The following is a 26,100-nucleotide window of genomic DNA, read 5'->3' as shown; positions in this document are numbered from 1 at the left end:
CGCGACGAAGGAGCAAGCAACGGCGCCTAACCGGCGGCCCCCAGGGGCCGCGACTCGAGCGCGCCAGCGCTCCAACAAACACAGCGTCAAACCTGCCTGGGACTACCAGACAAAAAGGGTCCGGCGCCGCACCCGGCACCGGACCCCAACTGGTTCCCCAGCCTCACATCATGCAAGCACGTCGTGCCGAACGATCGTCTGGTCACGCCCCGGACCCACCCCGATGCACGAGATCCGCGCACCCGAAAGTTCTTCCAGCCGAAGCACATACGCCTGAGCGTTGGCGGGCAGCTCCTCGAAGGTGCGGGCGTGGGAGATATCCTCCCACCACCCCGGCAGCTCCTCGTAGATCGGCTTGGCGTGGTGGAACCCGGTCTGCGTGGTCGGCATCTGCTCGACCCGCTTGCCGTCGACCTCGTACGCCACGCAGATCGGCACCGTGTCGAGCCCGGACAGCACGTCCAGCTTGGTGAGGAAGTAGTCGGTGACGCCGTTGACGCGGGTGGCGTATCGGCTGATCACCGCGTCGAACCAACCGCAACGACGCGCGCGACCGGTGGTGACACCGACTTCGCCACCGTTCTTGGCCAGGAACTCACCGAAGTTGTCGAACAGCTCGGTCGGGAACGGACCCGAGCCGACGCGGGTGGTGTAGCACTTGAGGATGCCGAGCACCGTGTCGATCTTGTTCGGCCCGATGCCAGAGCCCACCGCCGCCCCGCCCGCGGTCGGGTTGGACGAGGTGACGAACGGGTAGGTGCCGTGGTCGACGTCGAGCAGGGTGCCCTGCGAGCCTTCCAGCAGGACCGCGTCGCCGCGCTCGAGCGCGAGGTTCAGCTCGAGCCGGGTGTCGGAGATGCGGTGCTTGAACGATTCGGCCTGCTCGAGCACCTCGTCCACCACCTGCTGCGGGTCGAGCGCGCGGCGGTTGTAGATCTTGACCAGCACCTGGTTCTTGAACTCCAGGGCGGCCTCGACCTTCTGGGTGAGGATCTTCTCGTCGAGCACGTCGGCCACGCGGACGCCGACGCGGGCGACCTTGTCCTGGTAGCAGGGGCCGATGCCGCGACCGGTGGTGCCGATCTTGCGGTTGCCGAGGAAGCGTTCGGTGACCTTATCGATGGCCACGTGATACGGCATGATCAGGTGCGCGTCAGCGGAGAGCAGCAGGCCGGAGGTGTCGACTCCGCGCTCTTCCAGACCGGCCAGCTCGTCGAGCAGCACGCCCGGGTCGACGACGACACCGTTGCCGATGACGTTCTTGACACCGGGGGTGAGGATGCCGGACGGAATCAGGTGCAGAGCGAACTTGTCACCGTTGGGAAGCACCACCGTGTGGCCGGCATTGTTGCCGCCCTGGTATCGGACCACCCACTGCAACCGCTCACCGAGCAGGTCTGTAGCTTTGCCCTTACCCTCGTCGCCCCATTGGGCACCGATGAGGACGATTGCCGGCATTTCGGAGTCTCCTACAGATCGACGGCAGCACACGCGGCACTGCAGCTACCTGCCGTATTGAGGCGGTGGCCGGAGGCACAGTCTAGCCGACGCCTGATCAGGTCCCGTCGACCTGCCCCGTCGCGGGCCCCCGACCCCGACCTACCGCACCTGCCCCGATCGGTTACGGTTACCAGTCGGCAGTGAGTTTGCGTGACCGAGGAGGGTGTACCGCAGTTTGAGTACCCACGTTCTCCGGTGCGGCGACATGCCGGTGCCGATCGCGCTCTCCTCGCTACCGAATACCCAGACCGGGCGCGTGCCCGACGTCGCGGTGATCGATGAACTGCTGCCGGTGCTGGCCGCCGACAGCCTGCCGCGCCTGATCGTGCTCGGCGCCGACGCCTCGCTCGCCGCGGTGCTCACCCATTTGATGCGTACCGAGCGGCTGCATGTCGAAGTCGGTTTCGTGCCGATCGAAACGACTTACGCCTCGCGGGTCTATCAGACCGGCACCGGCAACGGCGCCGCGAAGCGAGCGGTGGAGGGCCGGGCGATCGAGACGCCGCTGATCCGCGACGACACCGGCACCGTGCTGGTCGGCCGGGCGAGCATCGCCGGTGTCGACGACGCGAAACTCGTGGGCGAAGCCTATGTCGACGACACGCTGCTGTTCAGCGGCACCGTCACCATGATGCTGATCTCGCCGACGATGACCATGCCGGGTGTCCGAGCGCGAGTACGCAAGGGCTTGCGCAAGCGCACCTGGGTTTCCGGTCGCGCCGCCCAGCTCGGGACTCCGGGAGCGGTCGTGACCCGCGACGGGATCACCGCCGAACGCACCGTCGCGCGCTCGACCTTCTATCGATTCGAACAACCCTGGTTGCTGGTGCGATGACCTACTCCTTCCCCTCGGATCGGCGGGCCGGGCACAGCGCGGTACGGCCGAGTCCGGTGTTCCTGCTGATCGTGCTGATCACCGTGGGCGGCGGTGTGCTCGCGTGGGACGCCGACATCGATTCGGTGCGGGCCAAGGTCGGCGTGTTCCTGCTCGTGGTGTTCGGCTGGATCATCAGTTTGTGCCTGCACGAATTCGCGCACGCGTATGTGGCGTGGCGGGCGGGCGATCACGAGGTGGAGGTGCGTGGGTACCTCACGCTGAATCCGCTGAAGTACAGCCACCCGGTGCTGTCGATCGGGCTGCCGCTGGTGTTCATCGCACTCGGCGGGATCGGTTTGCCCGGTGGCGCGGTGTATGTGGATTCGTCGCGGTTCAAGACCAGCGTGCAGCGGCTGGTGAGCGCGGTGGGACCTGCTTCGAACGCGCTGTGCGCGGTGGCGCTGCTGATCGTGATCCGGGTCTTCGGGTCGGTCGCTGAGAACCCGGCTTTCTGGTGCGGACTCAGTTTTCTGGCGTTTCTGCAGATCACGGCGTTTCTGCTGAACGTTCTGCCGGTGCCGGGGTTGGACGGCTACGGCATCATCGAGCCGTCGCTGAGCTACCAGACGCGGCGCTCGCTCGATCAGATCAAGCCCTACGGCATGTTGATTCTGTTCGCTGTCATCTTTTTCACCCCGTTGAGTCAAGTGTTCTTCAACGGGGTGTACGCATTGTTCGAACTGTCCGGGGTACCTGAGGTGTGGGCAGCCTACGGCGGCCAGCTGACCCGATTCTGGCGTTGATAGCCTCGGGTCATAACCGACCCCTGGAACGGAAAACACGTATGCGCTCGACAGAATCGTCCGCTGTCCTGTCCGTGGTCATCCCGGCACTCGACGAAGCAGCGGGCATCACCGCATGCCTGGAGCGCCTGGTCAGCCAGGATGCGATCGACGAGATCATCGTCGTCGACAACGGCAGCACCGACAACACCCGCGAGATCGTCGCCGATCTCGCGGCCCGATACCCCAAGATCGAGCTGATCAGCGAGCCGCAGCCCGGCGTCGCGTTCGCTCGCAACACCGGCTTCGACAAAGCTCGCGGCGACTACCTAGGCCGCATCGACGCCGACACCCTCGTCTCCCCCGAGTGGGGCGCGACCGTGCGCGCCCACCTCGACGCCCACCCTGACACCATGGCGGTGACCGGCATCAGCACCTATCACGATTCCCCGATCGGCATCTTCCTCGCCGCCGCGATCGGCGGGCAGGAGCGGCTCGGACTGATCAAGACCCAGCCCGTCGGCAACGTGCACGGCGCCAATATGGCGATTCGGCGTTCGGCGTGGGAGCAGGTGAGTTCGGCCACCACCACTCGTCGCGACCTGCACGAGGACCTCGATCTGGCGCTGTGCCTCACGAAGGCGAAACTGCGCATCGACCAGCTGCCGCTGCTGCGTGCCGAGATTTCCGCGCGCCGACGCAAGACCCCGCCGAGCGTGTGGTGGAAGTACCAGCTGCGCGGCCTGCAGACGATCGCCAACCAGGGTTACAACGTGGTGCCGTTCCATCGCGCGGTGATCACCGGCGCCTGGGTGATGCACACATCGCAGTGGCCGATCTACCGAGCATGGGACTTCGACCGCAAGCGTTTCTCGCTGCGACCGGGATGTCCTCGGGTCTCTCCCGTCGGCGACTGAGACACCGCGACACCGACGTCAGAGGTCTGCGGTCGCCGCAGCGCAGGTACGCCTATTCCTCCGGCGTCACATACGGATTGGGCACGGTGGGCGGCAGCAAGGCGATCGCCGAGATGCGCTGCATCCCACACACCACCATCAGGTCCACCACGATCGACCGGATCTGCGCGAACACCACGTGCGCCGACAAACCCGCTCCGACAACGAGTTCGGGGCGGGCGTCCTTGGCGGCGCCGCGCAGTGAGGTGAGCGCTTCGGCCTGATCGGGTTGCTCGCCGGGATCGGCCAGCATCATCTTGCGGACCACGTCGGTGGCGTGGCCCAACCGGTCGACCAGGTCGATCAGGCGCGGGTCGAGCACCTCGTCGTCACGAACCAGGGTGAGCGAACGCCGGAGCAGCACACGGGTATTGCGGACGGCGTTGTCGAGCGGGTCGGCCGCGTTGTGGATGCGTTCGAGGCGTTTTCGGGAGTTCCAGTACAGCGGCGATATCCGGCTGATCTCGCGGCCGCCGGCGAGTGCGTCGCGCAGCGCGTCGATCTGAGGTTGGGTGTCGCGCACCGCCGACAGCGAGTCCGACACCTTCGTCGAGTTCTGTTCGAGCAGGCCGTCGGCACAGGTGATCATCGATTTACTCATCACCGACAGCACGTCGGCAGCGTGTTCGCGGGCGCGGCGAACCGGGTGCAGTGGGATCAACGCGACCATCAGCACGCCGACGAGCCCACCGATCAGGGCGTCGATCATGCGATTGGGGCCCGCGCCCGGCGCCTGATTCAACGTCGAGACCAGCACGGCCGAACCCGCCGCCTGGATCGTCATGAGCGCGCCGCTGCCGAGGAAGACCGACACCGCCATCGCGCCGCCGACCACCAGGGCCACCTGCCAGACACCGGTCCCGACCTGGGCGATGAACAGGTCGCCGATGCCGATGCCGACCGCGACACCCACCACCAACTCCACCGACCGGCGCACTCGCGCACCGAACGAGATGCCGATGGAGACCACCGCGGCGGTCGGCGCGAAGAACGGTTCGATGTGGCCGACGAGGTTGTGGGCGATGAACCAGGCCAGTGCGGCGCCGAGCGAGCACTGGATGATCGGGACCGCCGACAGCCGCAGGCGCTCGATCGAGGCCCGGTACCGGCCGACGGTGCTGACCTTGGCGGCCGCGACCACCGGAGTGGCAACGGCGACGAAAGGCTTGTGCTCGCTCACCTACGCCCCGGACCCAACCGCCGGCTCAGTCCAGGCCGAGTTCGTTCGCCGCGCGCGGATCGCAGTCCTCGAGCAAGTCGAGGCAGCGCGCGTACTCCTCGGTTTCGCCGATCGTCTTCGCGGCGCTCGCCAGCGCGCCGACGCTGCGCAGGAAGCCCCGGTTGGGTTCGTGACTCCACGGGACGGGGCCGAAACCCTTCCAGCCGTTGCGACGCAGCAGGTCGAGGCCACGGTGGTAGCCGGTGCGGGCGAACGCGTACGCGGCCACGGTGTCGTGGTTCACCTCGCCGCCTGCGCGCTGCAGAGCGGCCTCCGCCAGTGTGGCCCAGGCGATCGAGGCGGCCGGGTATCGCGCGGCGACCTCGACCGGGTCGGTGCCCGCGTCGATGGCGTCTTCGGCGTCGGTCAGTTCAGGAAGGAGGACCGGCTGCGGTCCGAGCAGGTCACCGAAGGAGGTCATGGGTTCATTGTGCACGATGGTCCCGCACGCGCCGACCGGCCCGCCGCAGGGCTGTCGGCGCCCCGTCCGCGGCGTAGCTCCGCCTACGCTGCGCCCGTGCGAGAGCGAGCTGGAATCGCTTCGTGTCTGTGCCGATGAGGCGTAGTCCTAGCTACGCTTCGGCCGTGCTCAACGGACAAGGGACCGCTTCGCGTCTGTGCCTATTAGGCTGAGCGCAGAGTGCAACGTTCGAGCCTGAGCGAGGGGTACAGAGGTGTCCGACCCGACCGACGAGAACAACCCGGCAGCAGAGTCTGCCGGTCCCGGCGCGCCCGGCCAGCGGGACGATTCGTCCGCGTCCCCTCCTGGCGCACCGGAGTCGGTCACCGAACCGGACCGCGCGACCCGGCCGCCGGTGGGTGCGGATGAGACGGTGGTGATTCGCCGAGGCGGCTCTGCTCAGGGCGGACCTCGCGCACCGCAGGGTGATACCGCGGGTGGGCGGCCGGGCGGCACTGCGCCCGGCGCGGGACAGGGTTTCCCCCGGCCAGGCACTGCGCCCGGCGGACAACAGCCTTCGGGCCCGGGCTCGCAGCAGTCGTGGGGTCGACCAGGCTTCACGCCGGGTGGTGCTCGACCGGGTAACGGCCCTGGCGCAGGCCGACCGGGCAATGCGCCTGGCACACAACAACATTCGGGTCAGGGCGCGCCACGGGCAGCCGGTCCGATGGGTGGGCCCGGTTCGCAGCAAGGCGGCGGACCTGATGCAGGGCGTGGGCCGAACAGCGGACCCGGTCCGCAGGCCGGTGGACCCCGCGCGGGAGATGGACCAGGCGGCTGGGCAGGCGCACAACCGGCGGGTGGCCCGCAGGGGGCACGCGGACCGAGTGGCGGACCAGGCACGCAGCAACCGGGCGGACCGCGAGCAGGACACGGACCGGGCGGTCGGCCGGGCGCACCACAGGCTGGTGGCCCACAAGCGGTACGCGGACCGGGTGCGCAGCAACCCCACGGACCGCAAGCAGGACGCGGACCGGACGGCCGGCCAGGCGCACAACAAGCCGGCGGTCAGCAAGCAGGACACGGAACACGTGGCGGGCCGGGTCCGCAGCAAGGCGGCGCGCACCCCGCGGGATATGGGCCGGGTGGTGGCCCGGGCTCGCAGCAGACGGGCCGCCCCTCAGCCGGGGGTGGCGATGCCGGTGCGCCCGGTGCTCGGCAGCCTGGCAATGCGGGTAATGGACCACGGCCCGCTGGACCGGGTGGCGCTGCGCGAGTGAGCGGGTCCGGTGCTGGATCGGCGTCCGCCGGTCAGCAAGGGAACGCTCCCGCCGGTTCAACTGGTCGGCCGGGCGATCAAGGGGCGGAACAGAATTCAGCCGACGGTGGTTCGCCCTTGGCCGGATTGTCGACAGGGCTGCCCGGCGGCGATCGGAGCGATCAGGCCGATGTTCCGAGCACGGCGCCCCGTGCCGAACAGGGTTCCGACCTCGCCGGACCGGACGCACCGACTACCGCGATGTCGATTCCCGGACAGCATCCGACCGCGGGGCACGGGGGTTCGGCGGATGACCGCACGGTGAAAATGGGCGGCGCCCAGACGAAGTCGGCCCAGGCGGATGTGCCGACCGCGGGGATGGACAAGGCCGATCTCGCCGAGGCGTCGGAGGCCGAGTCCGACAAGGCATCCGCGCCGAGCGGCACGACCGCACGCGCAGCGGTAGCCGGCGCGGGTGCGGTGGCAGCCGGTGCCGTTGCGGGCGGCGGATCCGGCCAGGCCACGGACGTGCGGGGCTCGAAGTCGAACGCCGATGGCGACTCCGACACGCTCGCACAGCACGGCGACAGCCCCGCCGAAGGTGCGAAAAAGGCCGCAGCCAGGGATGATTCGGCTCAGGGCGTCGTCGCAGAGCAGAAGAACGACCGGCCTGCCGCTGCGCGCGCGGGAGACGAAGCGGACACCGCCGCGCCGACGGAGGCCACGGCAACAGGGGCCGGACAGTTCCAGAAGCCGAGGTCCGAGGCCGATTCGGCTGAGACCACCGAGTCCGGGGTCTCGGCGTCCGCAGCGGGGGCCGGTGCCGGAGAAGGTGATTCGAGGGCCGACAAGCCGGTCGCCGTCGACGCGACCGAGAAATTCCGGACCGACGGACCGAAGGCCGAAGGCCATGGCTCCGAGGACAAGACCGTGGCGATGCAGGTGGTGAGCTCGGCGGATGCGCCGACCACCGCCATGCCGGTGCAGCGGGCGAATACCACCGGGCCGGGTGGGACCGATCGGGTGAGGCCGCCGGCGGGTGGTCGCCCCGCGATGACGCCGCCGCCGAACACTCCGCGCCCGCCTGCCGGGCCTCGACAGGCCGGACAGCTCGGGCTCGCCGGACCCGGCCAGGTCGGCCCCGGCGGTCCGGGTCAGCACCCCGCAGGTCCGGGACAGCACGGACCGACGGGACCCGGCCAATACGGACCAGCGGGTCAGGGACAGCTCGGTCGGCAAGGGCAAGGCCCGCAGTCGCGGCCGACTGGACCGGGACAGCCCGGACCTGCCGATTCCGACCAGCAGGGTCCGCGCGGCGCGGGGCAGCAGGGGGTCGAGGACACTCAACCGTCGCCGCCGCGCGGGCCGGACGCACCGCAGCGGACAGGCGGTTCGGCACCTTCGCCTGCCGATATCCAGCCGACTCGGCCTGCGCAACAGTTGGCCGATGGGCCGCGGCAAGTGGCGCCGCCGCAGCGGATCGAGGTGCAGCAGAGTGCGGCCGCCGGTGAGCCGGAGAACAAGCGGTCCAAGAAGTGGCTGCTGGCCGCCGGTGGGGCCGCGGTACTGGTCGTCGCCTTGATCGCGACGATCGTGGCGTTGATGGGCGGTGCGGACAATTCACCCGAGGGACAGGTGAAGGCAGTGATCGGCGATTACACCGACGCGCTGCGCAGCGGCGACCTCGAGGACTTGCGGGCCAGCACGTGTGGCGAGCTGCACGAGTTCTATCAGGGCATCACCGCCGAGCAGTTCAACGGCGTGCACCAGGTCTCGACCGAACGCGGATCCATTCCGGTGGTCGACAGTGTCGACGCGGTGCGAATCACCGGCGACACCGCGCTCGCCCAGGCCACGGTCTACACCTCGGCGGATCCGTCGAAGCGCACCGCGCGGACGTTCGACCTGCAGCGCACCGACGGCAGCTGGAAGGTGTGCGACCCCGCCGGTACTCCCTGAGAGGGCGTCGACCCGTCGTAGTGGACACTTGTGCCTGCTATGACGGGTCACACATAACTGGTGATCCACACCGATGTACCAGTAACATTTTTGGGATCATGAGCAGGGAACAGACAGTGGTGCAGCCGGACATCGAAGCTGTGGTCCCGGATGCGACGCTGGTTGGTCAGCGCTTCGGTTTCCGCGATCACTACGAAGTCGGCCGCGAGAAGATCCGGGAATTCGCCAGGGCCGTGCAGAACCTGCACCCCGCCCATCAGCAGGAAGTCGACGCGCGCAAGCTCGGCTACGACGGGGTGATCGCCCCGCCGACCTTCGCCTCGGTGATCGGCATGACCGCCACCCGCGCCCTGCTCGACAGCGTGCTCACCGAGTACGACCTGTCGCGGGTGCTGCAGACCGACCAGGTTTTCGAGCTGTTCCACCCGATGCTGGCGGGCGACCGGATCCGCACCGAGATCGAGATCGAGTCGATTCGCCAGTTCGGCGACAACGACTTCATCAACGTCGGCTTCAGACTGCGCAACCAGCACGACCAGATCGCCGTGCAGGGCACCACCACGATCGTGGCCCGCCGCGGCATCGAGGTCGACCCCAACATCGTCGAAGCCGTCGAGAACATCAGCATGCACCCGCGCCCGGACACCATCGCCGGCGTCGGCACCGGCGACCTGCTGGTCCGCCACACCGGCCCCGCCACCGAGCTCCCCCCGCGCGAAATCGCGGCGGTGAACACCACTCCCGAGTTCGACACCCTGGCGAAGGGCACCGAGCTCCCGCCCGCCACCGCCCGCCTGACCCGCGGCGACCTGGCCAACTACGCGGGCGTCTCCGGCGACCCCAACCCCATCCACTTCAGCGACCGCGCCGCCGAAATGGCCGGGCTGCCCACCGTGGTGGCCCACGGCCTGCTCACCATGGGCCTGGCCGCGCAGTACCTCACCGATTGGCTGGGCGATCCGACCGCCATCGAGAAGCTGAGCGTCCGATTCTCGGGCTTCGTTCCGGTGCCCCCCACCGAGGCGGGCGTCATCGAGTTCTCCGGCAAGATCAAGTCGGTAGACCCCGAGCGCCGCGCGGCAACAGTGCTGCTGAGCGGAATCTCCGAGGGCCGCAAGCTCTTCGGCCGTGCAGCCGCCGAAATCCGCCTGACGTAGCCCCACCCAGCCACACCGCACACCCCCGAGGCCCCAGCTCTACAGCACCCCCATCGCTACTTCACAGCGATAAAGACCAACACCGTTCCCCCGATACGAATCACATCGCCATCAGCCAACAACGCACCGTTGTCGATCGGCACCTCGTTGACGTAAACCCCATTGGCCGAGTGCAGATCCTTGATCAACAACCCGGCCCGGCTGGGCATGATGTGCGCGTGGTACCGGCTGGCCTTCGGATCATCGAGCACCAGCTCGTTGTCCGTCATCCGCCCGATCCTGATGCCCCCGTGCGGAATCGGCAGCGTGCGCCCGTCGGCGAACCGCAGATTACCGTTGCGAATAGACTGCGGCACCTCGGTGACCGTCTCGGTCATCGCCGCCGCCACCTGATCAGATCGCCTGGACGTCAACACATTCAACGGCTCCTGCCGCAGAACGCGTTGCTCCAGCTCGATCAACGCCGCGCCGGGATCGATCCCCAGTTCCTCGGCCAGCACCCCACGCACTCGTCGGCAGGCTTCCAAGGCGTCCGCCTGCCGACCGGACAGATACAGCGCGGTGATCAACTGCCCCCACAGCGGCTCCCGCAGCGGGTGCTCGTTGGTCATCGAGACCAACTCGCCGATCACCGAAGATGCCCGCCCGCAAGCGATTTCCGCGTCGACGCGGGCGGAGACGGCGAGTAGCCGCTCCTCGTTCATCGCGGTGGCGAAGCCGTCGGCGAACTGCAGTCCGGCCAGGTCGGCCAGTGCCCGCCCGGTCCACTCCCGCAGCGCCGCACCGAAAAGGTTGGCGGCACCGGGGTGGTCGCCCACATCAAGACACCGCGAACCCGCTTCGCGCGCACTCTCGAACCGGCCGAGATCGCAAGCGGTATCAGGGATTTCCAGCCGGTACCCCGCGCCCTCGGTCCGCAGGACCTGCGCCGAATCGATTCCGGCGTTGCGAAGCGCTTTGCGAATGTTCGACACGAACACCTGCAGGCTGGCCGCGTAGGAATCCGGCGGATCCTCGTTCCAGACCATCTCGGCGAGCACAGCGGAAGACACCGCGCGCCGCCGATTGACGGTGAGCGCGGCAAGGAGAGCGCGCGGCTTGGGCCCGCCGACCGCTACCGGCTCACCGCCGACGAGCAGTCGAACGGGCCCGAGCACACGGACATCAAGACTCATGAGCTCGGGCCCCGTTTGTTGAAGCGAAAATCAGGAACCGCTCACGGAGCGACCGGCCGACTTCAGGTCGTGGCAGGCTTCGAACACGCGCTCGGCCATCGAGGTCTCGGCCTTCTTCAGGTAGCTGCGCGGGTCGTAGACCTTCTTGTTGCCGACCTCGCCGTCGATCTTCAGCACACCGTCGTAGTTGGCGAACATGTGACCGGCGACCGGGCGGGTGAAGGCGTACTGGGTGTCGGTGTCGACGTTCATCTTCACCACGCCGTAGCGCAGCGAGTCCTCGATCTCGGACTTCAGCGAGCCCGAACCACCGTGGAAGACGAAGTCGAACGGCTGCGCACCGGGCTCGAGGCCCAGCTTCTCGGCCGCGACGCGCTGACCCTCGGCCAGCACCTCGGGCTTGAGCACCACGTTGCCCGGCTTGTACACACCGTGCACGTTGCCGAAGGTGGCGGCCAGCAGGTACTGCCCGTTCTCGCCGGCACCGAGCGCCTCGATGGTCTTCTGGAAGTCCTCGGGCGAGGTGTAGAGCTTGTCGTTGATCTCGGCCTCGACGCCGTCTTCCTCGCCGCCGACGACACCGATCTCGACCTCGAGGATGATGTTGGCCGACTTGCAGGCCTTCAGCAGTTCCTTGGCGATCTCGAGGTTCTCGTCGATCGGGATGGCCGAGCCGTCCCACATGTGCGACTGGAACAGCGGGTTCTGGCCGTTGTTCACGCGCTCCTGCGAGATCGCGATCAGCGGACGCACATAGGTGTCGAGCTTGTCCTTGGGGCAGTGGTCGGTGTGCAGCGCGATCGTCACGTCGTACTTCGCGGCGACGACGTGCGCGAACTCGGCCAGCGCCACCGCGCCGGTGACCATGTCCTTCACACCGAGTCCCGAGCCGAACTCGGCCCCACCGGTGGAGAACTGGATGATGCCGTCACTGCCCGCGTCGGCGAAGCCCTTGATGGCGGCGTTGATCGTCTCCGACGAGGTGCAGTTGATAGCCGGGAACGCGAACGAGTGCGCCTTGGCCCGGCCGAGCATCTCGGCGTAGACCTCCGGGGTCGCGATAGGCACTGTGTTGACCTCCGTTGTATGCGGGGTGCGTCGTTGTGTCGAGCACACACGCCCGACAACAGCTGATTATGTCAGCGATAGCCTAGGTCAGGAACGGGTTGAGTCAGCATTCGGCTGCTCGATCGGAGCCCCGGTAGGGTTGTCGGGGTGAACCGTCCTCGTCTTTCGCTCGATCACGATAATCGCGACGACGACGAACCAGCCACCCACCATCAGTGCCACGGTCACCGCAACGTCGCCGCTCGGAGCCTGCAACGCCCTGCTGTCGGTCTCCCACGGCTGCCACGGCCACAACGCCCGAAGCGACCCGAACAGCAGTCCGGTCATGATCACCATCATGACTCGGTGGTGATGTTCGAGTACCCATTGCAGCAGCTTGACGAAGCACGCGAGGCCGAGGATCGCGCCCAGACCGAACAGTGCGATATAGCCGAGGTCGCGATCGTTGAGCGCGTTGAACGTGACGGTGTAGATGCCGGTGGCCAGCAGCACGAACGAACCGGACACGCCTGGCAGCACCAGCGCGCAGATCGCCACCGCGGCGATGCCGACGACCAGCAGCGGGTTGGGGTCGTCGATCTCCGAGGGAGGCAGGCCAGTGAGGACGAAAGCCGCGGCCGCGACCACCGCCGCGATCCCCCACTCACGCGGCGACCACCGTCGGCCGGATTCGGAATAAGGTACCCACAGCGAAGCAAGCACCAACCCGAAGAAGAACGCGAAAGTACGTTGCGGATGATCCTCCACCAGGGGCACGACCAGCTTCGCCGCGGTGAGCGCGGCGGCGACCATGCCGACCATGACGGCGAGCAGGAACGGCAGGTCGACCTGCCGGAATTCCTGCGCGGCACGTTGGGTGCCACGTCTCTTCGGCACGTCGGTGGCCAGCAATTTCATGCTGGTGACGGTGTGCCCAGCCGAGAGGATCAGGCGGTCGTACATGCCGGTGACCAGCGCGACCGTGCCGCCGCTGACACCCGGAACCACTTCGGCCGTTCCCATGAGCCCGCCACGCACGACATCGAGCAGATAGCTTCCCTTGGATCGCGACACGGGCACAGAGTAGCCGGAATCGGCGGAGGACCCACATGACCACGTGCCACGCCCTGGGGTTCGCCCCGTTCGAGACCGCAGGCCCGCTGCTGGTGTGGGGAATCGTACTGACGTTCGTGTTCCTCGAATGCGCGGTGATCCTCGGCCTGTTCCTGCCCGGCGATTCGATGCTGATCACCGCGGGCATCGTGCTGGCCTCCCACTCGAGCGGGGAGACGCACGTCTGGGCGCTCTCCGTCGGTGCGATGGTCGCGGCCATCGCGGGCAACCAGGTGGGCTATGCGATCGGTCGGCGCACCGGTCACCATATGGTCGCCCGGCGCAACGGGCGCTACGTCAATACCGACAACCTCGCGAAGGTGGCGGATCTGCTGCAGCGACACGGTTTCGTGGCGGTGCTGGTGTCCCGGTGGATCCCCTGGGTCCGCACACTGTGCCCGATGGTGTCGGGCGCGGCGGGAATGGACCATCGCAGGTTCACGGTGGCCAGCACGATCGGCGCGATCGCCTGGGCCCCGGTGCTGCTGCTCATCGGCTTCTACGCGGGCACGTTCCTCGAGCGAGTGCCGTGGCTGATGCCGATGGTCGTCGTCACACTGATCGTCGGGCTCGTCATCGCCACCGCGATCGGGATCCGACAGTATCGGCGCGAGATGGCACAGCCGGTCGAGGACTTCGATCTGGAACACGAGCCGGGCGCGACCGTTGATTCCGAGCGCTGAGGCTCACAACCCGGCCGCGGTGACCTGGTAGGCCGCTTCCATCAGCATCCAGCCCGACAGCTGCACGGATAGATCGCGTTCCGGCACCGCCGAGGCCGTCACCGAACCGCCCGCGGTGAATTTGCCCGCGCCCGCGGTGCCGCCGGGCAGTCGGGCCGGTTTGTTCCAGTCGAACCCGAACAGCGGCTCGCCTTCGAACTCGAGCCGATTGGCCCAGGCCGCGGTGGCCGAGGCTTTGACGATGGCCGCGGCGGTGCGCCGAGCGGTTTCGGCCTGCTTGTCCTCGCCCGGCAACATCAGGGCGACCACCGCGAGGTAGCGCGCCAGCACTCCGTTGAACAGGCCGCCGTCGCCGCCACCACCACCGTTGATCACCTGGCGGGTGGTCATGTGTTCTTCGACCGCGGCCAGCAGTGTGCCGACCCGTTCGATGTGTCGCTCGTCGTCGTCGGTGTGCACCGCCAGTTCGGTTTCCAGGCCGAGAACGACGCCCTGGCAGTAGCTGAACACCGGGCGTTCGATCACGCCTGACGGTAAATGGATCCCGTCGAGGATCAGGCCCGACTCGGGGTCGCGCAGGGTGGCGTCGAGCCAGTCGGCCATCTCTCGCGCGCGCTCGACGCGGCCGAGGCGAAGGAGCGCGATCCCTGCCGGGCCGTTGGCGGGGGCATTGAAGAAATCCGATTTGATTCGCCACGGAATGCCGCCGCCGACCTCGGGCTCCCAGGCGCTGTAGAGCTTCTGTTCGAGGGCGAGCAGTCCGCTACGCGCCGAGGTGAGGTCCTGGGTGCGCTCGGCGCGCTCCAGGGCGATGGCCAGCCAGGCCATGTCGTCGTAGTAACGGTTGGTCCAACCGGTGATGTTGCGCAGCCGGATGCCGCGCGCGATCGCGCCGATGCGCCTGCGCCGGGCGGGGGTGGGGACCCGATTGGCGGCGTCGACCGCCACGTCGAGCAGGTGGGCCTGCCACCAGTAGTGCCAGCCGGCGAAGGCCCGTTCGCGCCGAGTCGCGGGCCAGCCGACCACGCCCAATTCCGTTCCGGGCAAACCCCACAGCGTGCGCAGATGCCGCGAGACGATCGCGGACTCGGCCATATCGGCACGCTCGGACCACAGCGCCGGCGTCGGCACGGATCCGGCGCGATCAGAGGGCTGGGGGCGCCGGCCGCTGCGCGAGGTCATGGGTCCATGGTGCCAGGTGGCACCGACATTCCGTACCCGTTCCGTTACCAAGCAGCGGAGAGGTCGGCGTGTTGGCGAATCCAAGCGTGCATGGCGATGCCCGCGGCGACACCGGCGTTGATGCTGCGGGTGGAGCCGAACTGGGCGATCGAAACAGTGAGGGCCGCTGCGTCTTTCGCGTCGTCGCTGACGCCGGGCCCCTCCTGGCCGAAAAGCAGCAGGCACTCGCGTGGCAGGTCGGCCGTTTCCAGCGGGACCGCGCCGGGCACGTTGTCGACCGCGACCACCGTCAAACCCTCGCGAGCGGCGAACGCGCGCAGTTCGGCGAGGTCGACGTGGTGAACGAGGTGCTGGTAGCGGTCGGTGACCATGGCGCCGCGGCGGTTCCAGCGCCGTCTGCCGACGATGTGCACCGCGGCGGCGGCGAAGGCGTTGGCGGTGCGCACGACGGTGCCGATATTGGCGTCGTGGCCGAAATTCTCGATGGCCACGTGGAACGGGAAGCGGCGGGCGTCGATGTCGGCGACGATCGCCTCGCGGGTCCAGTAGCGGTAGGCGTCGACGACATTGCGGCGGTCGCCCTCGGCCAGCAGGTCGGGGTCGTAGCGCGCGTCGGTGGGGACGGGAGTGTCGTATTCCTGCGCCCACGGACCGAGTCCGTGCGGGTGCTCGCCCCACTCGGTCGGACCCGCGACCTCTGCTTCGTTCACCCGGTCATGCTAGGTGCAGGCTCAGTAGGTGGAGGAATCGGCTGTCGCTATGAGCAGCAGGACCGACCCGGCCACGACGAGGATCGACACACCGAGGACGCAGGTGCCGACGATGCCCATGATGTAGCCGGCGTTGGCCTGCGAGCGACCACCGAGTTTCCCTTCGGAGGCATCGATCTCGGCGACGACCTTGCGCCCCTTCATCCAGGCGAACGGCGCGCAGACGCCGCACAGGGCGAGTCCGAGGATGCCGAGAATGAGAACCGTCGTCGACTGGGGATGCTCCGGCGGGCGTAGGTAGTAGCCCTGGGGCGGATAGGTCATGGACCAAGGGTAGTCGCGGCGGCCGTGGGGCGCGCCTACCCTGGAAGAACACCGACTTCTGGGTGGTGAGCGAGATGGATCACGAACGCGTGTTGCGGGCGCTGATCGGCGTCGTGGCGGGGTACCTGATCGCGCTCGCGGTGTGGCTGGCGTGGTTGGCCCCCCATGCGCCGCCGGGAACGCAGCCGTATCAGGTGATGATCATGGTCGGATTGTTCGGCTCGGCTTGCGGGATCGCGATGACGTGGGCTTCGATGCCGACCCGGGCGGATCGCCGATTGCGCAAGCACGGGCTGGAGGGGTGGGCACGGATCGATGGGGTGCATCGGTTGGGACTCACCGATCACGCGAGCGAGCTGACGGAGTTCGATATGGAGCTCACGGTGCCGGGGGCCGAGAGTTACCACGGCACGATCGTGGTGGATGTGATGCCGGTGCACAAGCCGAGAATGGTTGTCGGCGAGACGGTTCCGATTCGGGTCGATCCACAGGACCGGGATCGAATCATGCTGGTGCTGTGAGGAATCATGCTGGTGCTGCGAGGAATCATGCTGGTGCTGTGACCGGGCCGCTACGCGGGTGCGGAGGCCGGTTCAACCGTCGGTACGGGTGCGGCCGTCGGGGCGGGTTCGTTCGACGGCACCGGTTCGTTCGACAGCACAGGTGACGGGAGACCCACGATCGGGCGGCCGCGCCGGAGGGTTCGTTGCCACCGCAGCGGGTCGAAGATCGCCGGGTCGGTCTCCTCGATGAAGGCGTGGATCGATTGCACGAAGCGGTCGGGATCGAAGTGGTGGGGGAAATGACCTGCCCCGGCGAAAATCTCGATGCGACTGCCGGGAAAGGCACGGTGCGCGCGATCGGCGTGGCCGGACGGGATGACGGTGTCGCGGGTGCCACCGATGACCAACGTCGGCAGGTGGGCGGCGAGGTAGCCGCGGTCGAGCATGGTGATGGTCTGGCCGCGGCGGTCGGCGGCGGCGCGGATGGTGCGCAGAAAGGCGTTGCGGGCGCCCGGCTCGGCGAGGTGGCCGTAGAGGCGGAGCACATATTCGGCGTCGGGACCGAGGCCGAGTCCACCCGCGGCCGTCACCACCGGGATCACGGCGCGCACGGCGGTGCGGACCGGCCAACTGGTGATCGCCATCAGCGCGGGACCGGCGCCCGCCAGGGTCGCGAGCCGGAACGCGGGGTGCACGCCCGCGCCCATCCCCGCCGGGCAGACCAGCGCGATCCGCTCCACCTTCTCGGGGAACTGGTAAGCGAACTGCATCGCGACCCCGCCGCCAAGTGAGTGCCCGACGACGGTGATCCGCTCTATCCCGAGAACGCTGAGCAGGTCGCGCATGCCGTTGGCGTAGGCCCCTACCGCGTAGTCCCCGCGCGGTTTGTCCGATTCGCCGTGGCCGAGCAGGTCAGGTGCGATCACGGTGTAGTGCTCGCTGAGCGCGTGGAAAACCGGCGCCCAGGTGCCCGAACTGTCGGTGATGCCGTGGATGAGCAACAACGGCGGGCCGGTGCCGGCCATCCGGAACGCCCGGCGATACCCGTGCACCTCGATGAATCGCGCTTCCCCGGTCATCTCGACAGCGTGCGCGTCGGCTGTTGCGCCCCGACAACCCCTGCGTTAGCGCTGTGTGACAGCACGTATCAGAAACGCGTGGCGAGTGCGTCCAGCGACGCGAAGCCGCTCGAAATGCTAGGTCTGATCGAATTGCCGGGCAGGCGCGGCACCCTCGCGGGACGGCTGGTCGGTGAGCAGGTATTGCGCGGCCGCGTAGGTGGCCAGGATGACGCCCTCGGCGATCCGTCGGGTGCGGTCGTCGCGGGCGAACAAGCGGCGCGCGACGATCAGTCCATCCGAGACGGTGAACAGCAGGGCACCGACACCGAAGCGGCTGCGCGGGTCCGCGTTCGGAATGTTCAGGCCCGCGATGTTCTTCGACTCGGGCGCCAGTGCCGGATCCGAAGCGAGGGTCGCGGCGGTGCCGAGGGTCGCGCCGTAAGCGGTGAGCGGGATCGCGAGGCCGGGGGCCTTGCCGCGCAGCAAACCGGCCGCGCCCGCCCAGGCCACCACCCTGGGCAGGGCGATCTCCGGGCGGGGGCGGGCGCCTCGCCGCCACCACAGCAGGGAGTAGCCGGTCTGCATGACCGCGAAGGACGACGCACCGGCGATGAGGCGGCGGTCGTCGTCGGGATCGAGGAGCAGCACGTCGCCGACCGTCGCCGCGGCCAGTGAGCCGAGCAGCAGGCGACGTTCGGTCGGATCGAGCTCGACGCCGCTGGTCACCGTGTCGGCGGCGAGCAGCGGCATCAGCAGTGGCTTGGCGACCCATTGCAGCCGGTCGCGGCCGGTGACGGCACCGAACACGGTGACCGCCGCCGCCGCCAGGTAGACGACGCGCAGTCCTCGCATGTCAGAAACTCGGTTCCTTCGGGGCGGGCGGCAGGGTGACGACCTGGCCCGCGTAACTCAGGCCCGCGCCGAAGCCGAGCAGCAGCGCGAGCTGGCCGCCTTTCGCCTTGCCGGTGACCAGCATTTCCTCGATCGCCAGTGGCACCGACGCGGCGGAGGTGTTGCCGGTGTTCTCGATGTCGTTGGCGATCGGGACGCTCTCGGCCAGGCCGAGGTTCTTCTTCATCAGCTCGTTGATCCGGGCGTTGGCCTGGTGCGGGACGAACACCTCGATGTCCTCCTTGGCCACGCCGGAGGATTCGAGTGCCGCCGAGAGCGCGCGCGGCAGGGTGACCGCGGCCCAGCGGAAGACCTTCGGGCCCTGCATGTGCAGCGACATCCGGCCGACGGCCTCGACCGCGGGGTCGGTGCCCTGCATGGCCTGGGCCTTGTTCATGTACTCCAGGAAATCGACGTCCTGGGCGATGGCTTCGGCGTTCTCGCCGTCGCTGCCCCAGACCGTCGGGGAGATGCCGTTGTCGTCGGCCGGACCGACCACCACCGCGCCCGCACCGTCTCCGAAGATCATCGCGGTGCCGCGGTCGGTGGGGTCGAGGCCGACGGTCATCGTCTCGGCGCCGATCACCAGCACATATTCGAACGAACCGGCACGGATCAGGTCGGCGGCGACCCCGAGCCCGTAACAGAAGCCACCGCAGCCGGACGTCAAATCGAAGGCGGCGACACCGTTGAGCCCGAGATCGAAGGCCACCGAGGGGGCGCCGTGCGGGGTGAGCTTGAGCCAGCTCGAGGTGCACAGGATGACCGCGCCGATCTTGGCGCGATCGATCGGGGTGTTGTTCAGCGCGCGCTCACCGGCGGCCGCGGCGATCGACCGGATCGTCTCGTCGCCGCTGATCCAGCGCCGGTTGTGGATACCGGTGCGCTCGAAGATCCAGTCGGGCGTCGAGTCGAGGGTCTGGCACACTTCGGCGTTGGTGACGATGCGCTGCGGACGGTAGGCACCGATCCCGAGCATCGCGACGTTGTCGCGACCTTTGTTTACTGCAATGCTCACCACAGGTGACTCACACGTCCTTCAGACTGTCCGGACAGACCACGTCGTCATCCGGGATTGGCGCTGTTCAGGCTAGCTCAGGGCCAGATCATCGAGCCCGAGGATCGACCGATAGTCCAACCCCTCCTCGGCAATGACCTGGTCAGCGCCGGTTTCCCGGTCGACAACGGTGGCAACTCCGACCACGATCGCGCCTGCGTCGCGCAGCGCGCGCACCGCGGTGAGCGGCGAATTGCCGGTGGTGGTGGTGTCCTCGACAACCAGCACTCGCTTGCCGACGACGTTGGGGCCCTCGATCTGGCGCTGCATGCCGTGCGCCTTGGCCGCCTTGCGCACCACGAACGCGTCGATCGGGCGACCCGGGGCGTGCATCACGGCCATCGCGACCGGATCGGCACCCATGGTGAGTCCCCCGACGGCGTCGAAGTCCCAGTCGGCGACGAGCTCGCGCAGCAGCGAACCGATCAGCGGAGCCGCCTGGTGGTGCAGGGTCGCCCGGCGCAGGTCGACGTAGTAGTCGGCTTCCTTGCCCGAGGACAGCGTCACCTTGCCGTGCACGACCGCGAGCTCGCGCACGAGGGCGGCCAGCTGGTCGCGATCAGCCTTCGTGAGCGACTGACGTGCCTGGTCGATCATCTAAGTCATGTCCTTCCGCGTGCGTTGAAGAGTCCGCGATTCATGCGAGCCACCAGAGTGCGCGGGACGAAGCCCGCTACCGCGGTGAGCACCTTGTACTGCACGCCGGGCACGCTGATCACCCGGCCGGAGTCCAGATCCTGCAAGCACCCGTCGACGACCTGATCGACGTCGAGCCACAGTCGCTTGGGCAGCGAACTCATCTCGATGCCGGCGCGCTCGTGGAACTCGGTGTGCACGAATCCGGGGCACAGCGCTTGGATGCGGACACCGGTGCCCACCAATCCACCCGCTAAACCCTCCGTGAAGGATACGACGTAGGCCTTGGAGGCCGAGTAGGTCGACCCCCGTCCCGGAATCAACCCGGCCACACTCGCCACATTCACGATCGAACCCGCGCCCGCCGCGACCATCGACGGCAGGGCTGCCCTGGTGAGCTGCAGGACCGAGGTGACGTTGACGTCGAGCTGCGCTTGCAGCTGGGCCGGTTCGAGCGTCCAGAACTCACCCGAATGCGCGAAACCCGCGTTGTTGACGAGAAAGGCGATGCCGCGCGCGGCGCGGGCGGCGACCCGGGCGCGGTCGTCGGCATCGGCCAGATCGGCGACGAGGATCTCGGCCGAGGTGGCGAACCGGCGAGCCAGCTCGTCGGCGAGTTCACGCAGCCGTTCCTCGTTCCTGGCGACGAGGACCAGGTCGTAGCCGAGGGCGGCGAGGCGGTGGGCGAAACCCTGCCCGATGCCGGATGTCGGTCCGGTGATCATCGCGACGGGGCGGTGCACGCCGGGCAGGCGTGAGGAACTATCGGTCATCGCAGATCGATTCCGGTCGAGGAGACTGCCGCGACGACTACCGCGGCACGTGGATCACTTCGGTACGGGGCCCTGATACGGACGGAAACCGGGGTGGAACGGTCCGCCCGGCTGACCCGGTTCCGCCTCGTCGAGCGGTGGCTCGGTGCGGGGACGGGGCTCGGGGACAACGGCCAGCGACGGACGCTTGGGCGGCTCGCCGAGGGGGCGCCGGCCGGGGGCGGGTTGGTCTTCGAACTCGGGGTCGTCGAGATCGGGGTCGTAGTCGGCGGGCAGCGCGGGGGTGCGGCCACCGATCGGCGCGCGATCGTCACGAGGCAGCGCGCCGCGGGGCTCGTCGTCACGGCGGGCGGCACCGCGAGTGGAGTAGCGCTCGTCGTCGTCCGCGCCGGTCGAGGCGCCACGACTGTCGTAAGGGTCGTCGGTCTCGGGCAGGCGCGCGGCCGCACCACGGGTGGCGTAGGGCTCGTCGTCGGCATCGAGTTCGTCGGGGCCGGGGAAGCGGGCGCGGCCACGCTCGTCGGCGTCGGCGAATTCGTCACGGCGCGAGGTGGATTCGCGCTCGTCGTCCTCGTCGTCGTACTCGGGGCGGAAGCCGGGCGCCAGATTGGCGCTCGAGCGCGGCCGGTTGTACTCGTTCGGCTCGGCCACCGGCGGCAGCACGTGCAGCAGGCCCGACAGCCGAAGCACCACGTCGATCGCGGTTTCCCAGTCCTTGGATCCACTGCCGACGGGGAGCATGCCGAGGGTCCAGTTGCCCTCGCTCCACAGCATCTGCACGGTGTCGGACAGCGACTCGATGAAGCCGACCATCCGCTGATCCACGGCGTGGCGCGCGATCTCCGGATCGGTGGCGAACACGACCCGGTCGCCGATCGCGCCGAGCAGTTCCAGATCGTGGTCCTTCGGCGGCGACGCGGTCTTGAGCCGCATGTCGACGTCGATCTCGGAGCCGATCTGGCGTCGCACTGCCACCAGCGTCGCCGCGTCCTCCAGGTCGAAGAGCACGAACTTCTCGCCCTTGCGAATACCGGAGACCACGTCGACCGCCGAGAGGTAGCCGAGCTTGGCCAGCGCGCCACGACGCCAGGTCGAGGCGAGCGCGGGCTCCACCGACACGTAGGTGTAACCCTGGGACTTCGCCCACACCTGTCTCGCGTGTCCGGTGCGCTGGCGCTGGACCCGATCGAAATACAACAGGACGACCGCACCCACGAGTGCGATCGCTGCTAACCCGAACCACATAGCCGTCATCGTCGCCTAGCCTATCCAGCCGTCGCCGTGATTGCCCGGTAGCACCGGGGATTCGACGCGCGGGTCGCTCATCGGGGGCCGCCCGGCAACGCCGTACTGATGATGATCTTGGCGTGGATCGACCCGTCTGGGTTCTTGTCGCCCTGCACCATAACCATGTCGCCCACCGGAAGCTCGCTCGCCTTCGTGCTGGTCAACGAGATCACCTGGGTGGCATCGTCGATCAGCACCCGCACATCGGATCCGCCGAGGGTGCTCATGGTGATCTCGGTGCCGGTATTGGCGGTGATACTGCCCATGGTGGCGCCGAGATCTTCGCCGCCGCCGAGGCCGGGCAAGCCTGGCAGTCCGCTCGCGCTCGGCGGCCCGCCCGGCGTGGTCTGTTTCAGCGTCGGCGGGACCAGCAGCTGCGTGGTCGTCGGCGCCGAGGCGGTGGTGCCGTCGGAGTCGCCGCCGCTCAGTACGAGACCCGCCAGCACCCCGCCGACCGCGATCAAGGCCAGCACGCCCAAGCCGAGCGCGATCCACAGACCGGTGTGGCGTCTGGGTGGTTCGCCCTGGTCACCGTCCTGCGGGCGTGGCGGGTATCCGGGCGGCGGCGCACCGGGATAGCCCTGGTCATAGCCGGGCGGGGGCGCCTGATATCCCTGGTCGTAGCCGGGCGGTGCCTGCTGCGGCGGGGGTTGAGCTGCTGGATAACCACTTTCGTAGGCACCCCACTGCGCGTCGTGCGGCGGCAACGCCTGCGTCGGGTTCGACGGTTGCCCCCACTCGTCGAACGACTTGCCTCCGTACGGAGTGGTCGAGTCGGTGCCCGGCGAACCCAGCCGTTCGGTCGGCGAATCCTCCGGGCGTTGCCCCCACGGATCGTTCGGGTTCGTCATGGGCTCCAGGGTAGGACAGCCCGGTGCGTTTGGGAGGTCCCTACGCACCGGGCTGTGGATAAATCACGAGCTGTGGACAACTTCGCGTTCGACGACGAGCTTGTCGGTGGCGTCGTCCACACTCACCTTCACCGTGTCACCGTCGGCGACCGAACCGGAGAGCAGTTCCTTGGCCAAGCTGTCACCGATCGCCTGCTGGATCAGCCTGCGCAACGGCCGCGCGCCGTAGGCCGGGTCGTAGCCGCGCACGGCGAGCCACTGCTTGGCCTCGGCGCTGACATCGAGGGTCAGCCTGCGCTGGGAGAGCCGTTTCTGCAGCTGAAGCAGGTTGATGTCGACGATCGATTCCAGCTGCTTCGCGTCGAGCGCGTGGAACATCACCACGTCGTCGAGCCGGTTGATGAACTCCGGCTTGAACGCGCGCCGCACCGCCTCCATCACCTGATCGCGGTCGCCACCGGCGCCGAGATTGGAGGTGAGAATGAGGATGGTGTTGCGGAAGTCGACCGTGCGTCCCTGGCTGTCGGTGAGCCTGCCCTCGTCGAGAACTTGCAACAAAATGTCGAACACGTCCGGGTGCGCCTTCTCGATCTCGTCGAACAGCACCACCGAATACGGACGCCTGCGCACCGCCTCGGTGAGCTGGCCGCCCTGGTCGTAGCCGACATATCCGGGCGGCGCGCCGACGAGTCGAGCCACCGAGTGCTTCTCGCTGTACTCGCTCATGTCGATACGCACCATGGCGCGTTCGTCGGCGAACAGGAAGTCGGCCAGCGATTTCGCCAGTTCCGTCTTACCGACACCGGTCGGGCCGACGAACAGGAACGAGCCCGTCGGGCGGTTCGGATCGGCGACACCGGCGCGCGCCCTGCGCACCGCGTCCGAGACGGCCTGCACCGCCTCTTCCTGCCCCACGACGCGCCCCGCGACCTCGGTTTCCATGCGCAGCAGCTTGGCGGTTTCGCCTTCGAGCATGCGACCGACCGGCACCCCGGTCCACGCCGAAACCACATCCGCGATGTCGTCGGGAGTGACCTCCTCGTTGAGCATCACGTCCCCGTCGGACGCTGCTGCACTGGCCTTTTCGGCGTCGGCGAGCTCCTTCTCCAAGTCGGGGATGCGCTTGTAGCGCAGCTCGGCGACCTTGCCGAGATCACCCTCGCGTTCGGCCCGCTCGGACTCCCCGCGCAGCGCCTCCAACTGCTCTTTGAGCCCACGTGCCGAGTCGAGCGCGTTCTTCTCGTTCTGCCAGCGGGTGGTGAGCTGGCTGAGCTTCTCGCGGTCGTCGGCCAATTCCTGACGCAGTTTCTCCAGCCGCTGCTTCGACGCGGCGTCGGTCTCCTTCTCCAGCGCCACCTCCTCGATTTCGAGGCGACGCACGGCCCGCTCGATCTCGTCGATCTCGACCGGCCGCGAGTCGATTTCCATCCGCAGACGCGACGCAGATTCGTCGATCAGGTCGATCGCCTTGTCGGGCAGGAATCGCGAGGTGATGTAGCGGTCCGACAGGGTCGCGGCCGCCACCAGCGCCGAATCGGTGATCCGCACACCGTGGTGTACCTCGTAGCGCTCCTTGATGCCGCGCAGGATGCCGATGGTGTCGGCCACCGACGGCTCGCCGACCAGCACCTGCTGGAATCGCCGCTCGAGCGCCGCGTCCTTCTCGATGTACTTGCGGTACTCGTCGAGGGTGGTCGCGCCGACCAGGCGCAGCTCACCGCGGGCCAGCAGCGGCTTGATCATGTTGCCCGCGTCCATCGCCGAATCGCCGGTGCCGCCCGCGCCGACGATGGTGTGCAGCTCGTCGATGAAGGTGATGATCTCGCCCGCGCTGTTCTTGATGTCGTCGAGCACGGCCTTGAGCCGCTCCTCGAATTCACCGCGATACTTCGCGCCCGCCACCATCGCGCCGAGGTCGAGCGAGACAACCTTCTTGTCGCGCAACGACTCCGGCACGTCGCCTTCGATGATGCGCCGTGCCAGGCCTTCGACGATGGCGGTCTTGCCGACGCCGGGTTCGCCGATGAGGACGGGGTTGTTCTTGGTGCGCCTGCTCAGTACCTGCACCACGCGCCGAATCTCGGTGTCTCGCCCGATCACCGGGTCGAGTTTGCCCGCGCGGGCAAACTCGGTGAGGTCGGTGGAGTACTTCTCCAGCGCCTGGTAGCTCGCTTCCGGATCGGCACTGGTCACCCGGCCGCTGCCACGGACCGCGGTGAACGCCTCGCGCAGCGCCTCCGGGGTGGCGCCGTGCTTGCGTAGCAGCTGGGCGACGTCGGAATCACCCTCGGCCAACCCGACCAGCAGATTCTCGGTGGAGACGAATTCGTCGCCGAGCTCGGTGGCGAGCTGTTGGGCGGCGGTCATCGCCGCGAGGACCTCGCGGCCCAGTTGCGGTGTGGTGGTCGCGCCGGTGGCCCGCGGCAGGCGCTCGACCAGGGCGCCCGCTTCCCGTTCGACGGTTGCCGGATCGACCCCGATGGCCTTGAGCAGCGGTGCGGCGATGCCATCGGTCTGATCCAGCAACGCCACCAGCAAGTGTGCCGGACGGATCTCCGGATTGCCCGCCGCCGCGGCGGCCTGAAGGGCGGCGTTGAACGCCGCCTGCGTCTTGGTGGTGGGATTGAACGAGTCCACGAATCTCCTTGTATGTGTCCGGTATCGACTTGTTCAACGCTCACAAAGTTGAGTCTGTTCCGCTCAACTCTAAATATTTTCAGCGGACTTGGAATCCGCGCTTCACGCTACGCCGCGACACC

At 68.1% G+C, this 26,100-nt stretch carries 25 protein-coding genes; 8 read left to right on the top strand and 17 right to left on the bottom strand.

All coding sequences use genetic code 11. The features are described from left to right. Positions 1 to 168: 168 nt before the first annotated feature. Positions 169 to 1,458, bottom strand: coding sequence for an adenylosuccinate synthase (locus tag ACFWUR_RS10470; protein WP_062991741.1), 1,290 nt, complete (start codon positions 1,456 to 1,458; stop codon positions 169 to 171). Between the two features lie 247 nt (positions 1,459 to 1,705). Between ACFWUR_RS10470 and ACFWUR_RS10465 the strand changes: the two genes are divergently transcribed. Genes ACFWUR_RS10465 through ACFWUR_RS10455 form a run of 3 tightly spaced genes read left to right on the top strand, consistent with a single transcriptional unit; the run spans position 1,706 to position 4,016 of the window. Beyond that, a complete protein-coding gene (locus ACFWUR_RS10465) occupies positions 1,706 to 2,335 on the top strand; it encodes a hypothetical protein (protein WP_378904977.1) in 630 nt (209 codons plus the stop codon). Then, entirely contained in the window at positions 2,332 to 3,120 is a 789-nt protein-coding gene (locus ACFWUR_RS10460) for a site-2 protease family protein (RefSeq protein WP_378904974.1), read from the top strand. Before ACFWUR_RS10465 ends, ACFWUR_RS10460 begins: the two co-directional genes overlap by 4 nt. A gap of 41 nt (positions 3,121 to 3,161) precedes the next feature. Next, complete coding sequence (locus tag ACFWUR_RS10455) at positions 3,162 to 4,016, top strand: glycosyltransferase family 2 protein (protein ID WP_378904971.1); 855 nt, start codon at positions 3,162 to 3,164, stop codon at positions 4,014 to 4,016. Positions 4,017 to 4,068: 52 nt separating this feature from the next. On the opposite strand, the gene ACFWUR_RS10450 is transcribed toward ACFWUR_RS10455, so the two are convergent. Together ACFWUR_RS10450 and ACFWUR_RS10445 are read right to left on the bottom strand one after the other, a co-directional pair. Next, complete coding sequence (locus ACFWUR_RS10450; protein ID WP_378905054.1) at positions 4,069 to 5,196, bottom strand: aromatic acid exporter family protein; 1,128 nt, start codon at positions 5,194 to 5,196, stop codon at positions 4,069 to 4,071. Between the two features lie 64 nt (positions 5,197 to 5,260). After that, positions 5,261 to 5,695, bottom strand: a complete 435-nt coding sequence (locus ACFWUR_RS10445) for a DUF3151 domain-containing protein (RefSeq protein WP_378904968.1) — start codon at positions 5,693 to 5,695, stop codon at positions 5,261 to 5,263. 605 nt (positions 5,696 to 6,300) lie between these two features. Here ACFWUR_RS10445 and ACFWUR_RS10440 point away from each other — a divergent pair. The 3 genes from ACFWUR_RS10440 (at position 6,301) to ACFWUR_RS10430 (ending at position 10,048) form a co-directional block, all read left to right on the top strand. After that, positions 6,301 to 6,954: a hypothetical protein gene (locus ACFWUR_RS10440; protein ID WP_378904965.1), complete on the top strand. Its 654-nt coding sequence runs from the start codon at positions 6,301 to 6,303 to the stop codon at positions 6,952 to 6,954. 116 nt (positions 6,955 to 7,070) lie between these two features. Further along, the gene (locus tag ACFWUR_RS10435; protein ID WP_378904962.1) at positions 7,071 to 8,891 is read left to right on the top strand and encodes a hypothetical protein; all 1,821 of its coding nucleotides are present in this window, start codon (positions 7,071 to 7,073) and stop codon (positions 8,889 to 8,891) included. 98 nt (positions 8,892 to 8,989) lie between these two features. Continuing rightward, positions 8,990 to 10,048: a fused (3R)-hydroxyacyl-ACP dehydratase subunits HadA/HadB gene (locus ACFWUR_RS10430; RefSeq protein ID WP_378904959.1), complete on the top strand. Its 1,059-nt coding sequence runs from the start codon at positions 8,990 to 8,992 to the stop codon at positions 10,046 to 10,048. 56 nt (positions 10,049 to 10,104) lie between these two features. On the opposite strand, the gene ACFWUR_RS10425 is transcribed toward ACFWUR_RS10430, so the two are convergent. From ACFWUR_RS10425 to ACFWUR_RS10415, 3 genes are all read right to left on the bottom strand, one after another. Further along, on the bottom strand, positions 10,105 to 11,223 hold the full coding sequence (locus ACFWUR_RS10425; RefSeq protein ID WP_378904956.1) for a BTAD domain-containing putative transcriptional regulator: 1,119 nt from the start codon (positions 11,221 to 11,223) through the stop codon (positions 10,105 to 10,107). A gap of 30 nt (positions 11,224 to 11,253) precedes the next feature. Then, entirely contained in the window at positions 11,254 to 12,291 is a 1,038-nt protein-coding gene (gene fbaA, locus ACFWUR_RS10420; protein ID WP_378904953.1) for a class II fructose-bisphosphate aldolase, read from the bottom strand. An 87-nt stretch (positions 12,292 to 12,378) separates the two neighbouring features. Further along, positions 12,379 to 13,344: a DUF368 domain-containing protein gene (locus ACFWUR_RS10415; RefSeq protein ID WP_378904950.1), complete on the bottom strand. Its 966-nt coding sequence runs from the start codon at positions 13,342 to 13,344 to the stop codon at positions 12,379 to 12,381. 35 nt (positions 13,345 to 13,379) lie between these two features. On the opposite strand from ACFWUR_RS10415, the gene ACFWUR_RS10410 reads away from it, so the two are divergent. Further along, positions 13,380 to 14,066, top strand: a complete 687-nt coding sequence (locus ACFWUR_RS10410; RefSeq protein WP_378904947.1) for a DedA family protein — start codon at positions 13,380 to 13,382, stop codon at positions 14,064 to 14,066. A gap of 3 nt (positions 14,067 to 14,069) precedes the next feature. Here ACFWUR_RS10410 and ACFWUR_RS10405 read toward each other — a convergent pair whose 3' ends face one another. The 3 genes from ACFWUR_RS10405 to ACFWUR_RS10395 all read right to left on the bottom strand — a co-directional run bounded on the left by ACFWUR_RS10405 (position 14,070) and on the right by ACFWUR_RS10395 (position 16,282). Then, complete coding sequence (locus ACFWUR_RS10405; protein WP_378905051.1) at positions 14,070 to 15,161, bottom strand: glycoside hydrolase family 76 protein; 1,092 nt, start codon at positions 15,159 to 15,161, stop codon at positions 14,070 to 14,072. Between the two features lie 131 nt (positions 15,162 to 15,292). Next, positions 15,293 to 15,958, bottom strand: a complete 666-nt coding sequence (locus tag ACFWUR_RS10400; RefSeq protein WP_378904944.1) for a TrmH family RNA methyltransferase — start codon at positions 15,956 to 15,958, stop codon at positions 15,293 to 15,295. A 21-nt stretch (positions 15,959 to 15,979) separates the two neighbouring features. After that, positions 15,980 to 16,282, bottom strand: coding sequence for a DUF4190 domain-containing protein (locus ACFWUR_RS10395; protein ID WP_378904941.1), 303 nt, complete (start codon positions 16,280 to 16,282; stop codon positions 15,980 to 15,982). Between the two features lie 74 nt (positions 16,283 to 16,356). On the opposite strand from ACFWUR_RS10395, the gene ACFWUR_RS10390 reads away from it, so the two are divergent. Further along, entirely contained in the window at positions 16,357 to 16,803 is a 447-nt protein-coding gene (locus ACFWUR_RS10390; RefSeq protein WP_378904938.1) for a hypothetical protein, read from the top strand. Between the two features lie 50 nt (positions 16,804 to 16,853). On the opposite strand, the gene ACFWUR_RS10385 is transcribed toward ACFWUR_RS10390, so the two are convergent. From ACFWUR_RS10385 to clpB, 8 genes are all read right to left on the bottom strand, one after another. Further along, the gene (locus ACFWUR_RS10385; protein WP_378904935.1) at positions 16,854 to 17,864 is read right to left on the bottom strand and encodes an alpha/beta hydrolase; all 1,011 of its coding nucleotides are present in this window, start codon (positions 17,862 to 17,864) and stop codon (positions 16,854 to 16,856) included. A 117-nt stretch (positions 17,865 to 17,981) separates the two neighbouring features. Then, the gene (locus ACFWUR_RS10380) at positions 17,982 to 18,698 is read right to left on the bottom strand and encodes a lysoplasmalogenase (protein WP_378904932.1); all 717 of its coding nucleotides are present in this window, start codon (positions 18,696 to 18,698) and stop codon (positions 17,982 to 17,984) included. 1 nt (position 18,699) lies between these two features. Continuing rightward, positions 18,700 to 19,758 carry a beta-ketoacyl-ACP synthase III gene (locus ACFWUR_RS10375; protein ID WP_378904929.1) on the bottom strand — a complete coding sequence of 353 codons (1,059 nt, stop codon included), beginning with the start codon at positions 19,756 to 19,758 and terminating at the stop codon, positions 18,700 to 18,702. Between the two features lie 69 nt (positions 19,759 to 19,827). Continuing rightward, positions 19,828 to 20,391, bottom strand: a complete 564-nt coding sequence (pyrE, locus tag ACFWUR_RS10370) for an orotate phosphoribosyltransferase (protein WP_378904926.1) — start codon at positions 20,389 to 20,391, stop codon at positions 19,828 to 19,830. 5 nt (positions 20,392 to 20,396) lie between these two features. Then, positions 20,397 to 21,203, bottom strand: a complete 807-nt coding sequence (locus tag ACFWUR_RS10365) for an SDR family NAD(P)-dependent oxidoreductase (protein ID WP_378904924.1) — start codon at positions 21,201 to 21,203, stop codon at positions 20,397 to 20,399. 54 nt (positions 21,204 to 21,257) lie between these two features. Further along, positions 21,258 to 22,457 carry a hypothetical protein gene (locus tag ACFWUR_RS10360; protein ID WP_378904921.1) on the bottom strand — a complete coding sequence of 400 codons (1,200 nt, stop codon included), beginning with the start codon at positions 22,455 to 22,457 and terminating at the stop codon, positions 21,258 to 21,260. Positions 22,458 to 22,525: 68 nt separating this feature from the next. Next, positions 22,526 to 23,341 (bottom strand): DUF5666 domain-containing protein, encoded by an 816-nt coding sequence (locus ACFWUR_RS10355; protein WP_378904919.1) that lies wholly within the window; start codon positions 23,339 to 23,341, stop codon positions 22,526 to 22,528. A 63-nt stretch (positions 23,342 to 23,404) separates the two neighbouring features. After that, entirely contained in the window at positions 23,405 to 25,978 is a 2,574-nt protein-coding gene (gene clpB, locus ACFWUR_RS10350) for an ATP-dependent chaperone ClpB (protein ID WP_378904916.1), read from the bottom strand. Between the last annotated feature and the right edge of the window lie 122 nt (positions 25,979 to 26,100).

This window comes from Nocardia sp. NPDC058633, from assembly GCF_042717045.1.
Classification (GTDB): domain Bacteria; phylum Actinomycetota; class Actinomycetes; order Mycobacteriales; family Mycobacteriaceae; genus Nocardia.
This window is presented reverse-complemented; position numbering and strand designations above follow the sequence as displayed.

What these genes read in the sequence shown, in the direction of transcription:
- ACFWUR_RS10470 (WP_062991741.1), bottom strand. Translation starts at nt 1,458, where the DNA reads ATGCCGGCAATCGTCCTCATCGGTGCCCAATGGGGCGACGAGGGTAAG.
- ACFWUR_RS10465 (WP_378904977.1), top strand. Translation starts at nt 1,706, where the DNA reads ATGCCGGTGCCGATCGCGCTCTCCTCGCTACCGAATACCCAGACCGGG.
- ACFWUR_RS10460 (WP_378904974.1), top strand. Translation starts at nt 2,332, where the DNA reads ATGACCTACTCCTTCCCCTCGGATCGGCGGGCCGGGCACAGCGCGGTA.
- ACFWUR_RS10455 (WP_378904971.1), top strand. Translation starts at nt 3,162, where the DNA reads ATGCGCTCGACAGAATCGTCCGCTGTCCTGTCCGTGGTCATCCCGGCA.
- ACFWUR_RS10445 (WP_378904968.1), bottom strand. Translation starts at nt 5,695, where the DNA reads ATGACCTCCTTCGGTGACCTGCTCGGACCGCAGCCGGTCCTCCTTCCT.
- ACFWUR_RS10430 (WP_378904959.1), top strand. Translation starts at nt 8,990, where the DNA reads ATGAGCAGGGAACAGACAGTGGTGCAGCCGGACATCGAAGCTGTGGTC.
- ACFWUR_RS10425 (WP_378904956.1), bottom strand. Translation starts at nt 11,223, where the DNA reads ATGAGTCTTGATGTCCGTGTGCTCGGGCCCGTTCGACTGCTCGTCGGC.
- ACFWUR_RS10410 (WP_378904947.1), top strand. Translation starts at nt 13,380, where the DNA reads ATGACCACGTGCCACGCCCTGGGGTTCGCCCCGTTCGAGACCGCAGGC.
- ACFWUR_RS10405 (WP_378905051.1), bottom strand. Translation starts at nt 15,161, where the DNA reads ATGGCCGAGTCCGCGATCGTCTCGCGGCATCTGCGCACGCTGTGGGGT.
- ACFWUR_RS10395 (WP_378904941.1), bottom strand. Translation starts at nt 16,282, where the DNA reads ATGACCTATCCGCCCCAGGGCTACTACCTACGCCCGCCGGAGCATCCC.
- ACFWUR_RS10390 (WP_378904938.1), top strand. Translation starts at nt 16,357, where the DNA reads ATGGATCACGAACGCGTGTTGCGGGCGCTGATCGGCGTCGTGGCGGGG.
- ACFWUR_RS10385 (WP_378904935.1), bottom strand. Translation starts at nt 17,864, where the DNA reads ATGACCGGGGAAGCGCGATTCATCGAGGTGCACGGGTATCGCCGGGCG.
- ACFWUR_RS10380 (WP_378904932.1), bottom strand. Translation starts at nt 18,698, where the DNA reads ATGCGAGGACTGCGCGTCGTCTACCTGGCGGCGGCGGCGGTCACCGTG.
- pyrE (WP_378904926.1), bottom strand. Translation starts at nt 20,391, where the DNA reads ATGATCGACCAGGCACGTCAGTCGCTCACGAAGGCTGATCGCGACCAG.
- ACFWUR_RS10365 (WP_378904924.1), bottom strand. Translation starts at nt 21,203, where the DNA reads ATGACCGATAGTTCCTCACGCCTGCCCGGCGTGCACCGCCCCGTCGCG.
- ACFWUR_RS10360 (WP_378904921.1), bottom strand. Translation starts at nt 22,457, where the DNA reads ATGACGGCTATGTGGTTCGGGTTAGCAGCGATCGCACTCGTGGGTGCG.
- ACFWUR_RS10355 (WP_378904919.1), bottom strand. Translation starts at nt 23,341, where the DNA reads ATGACGAACCCGAACGATCCGTGGGGGCAACGCCCGGAGGATTCGCCG.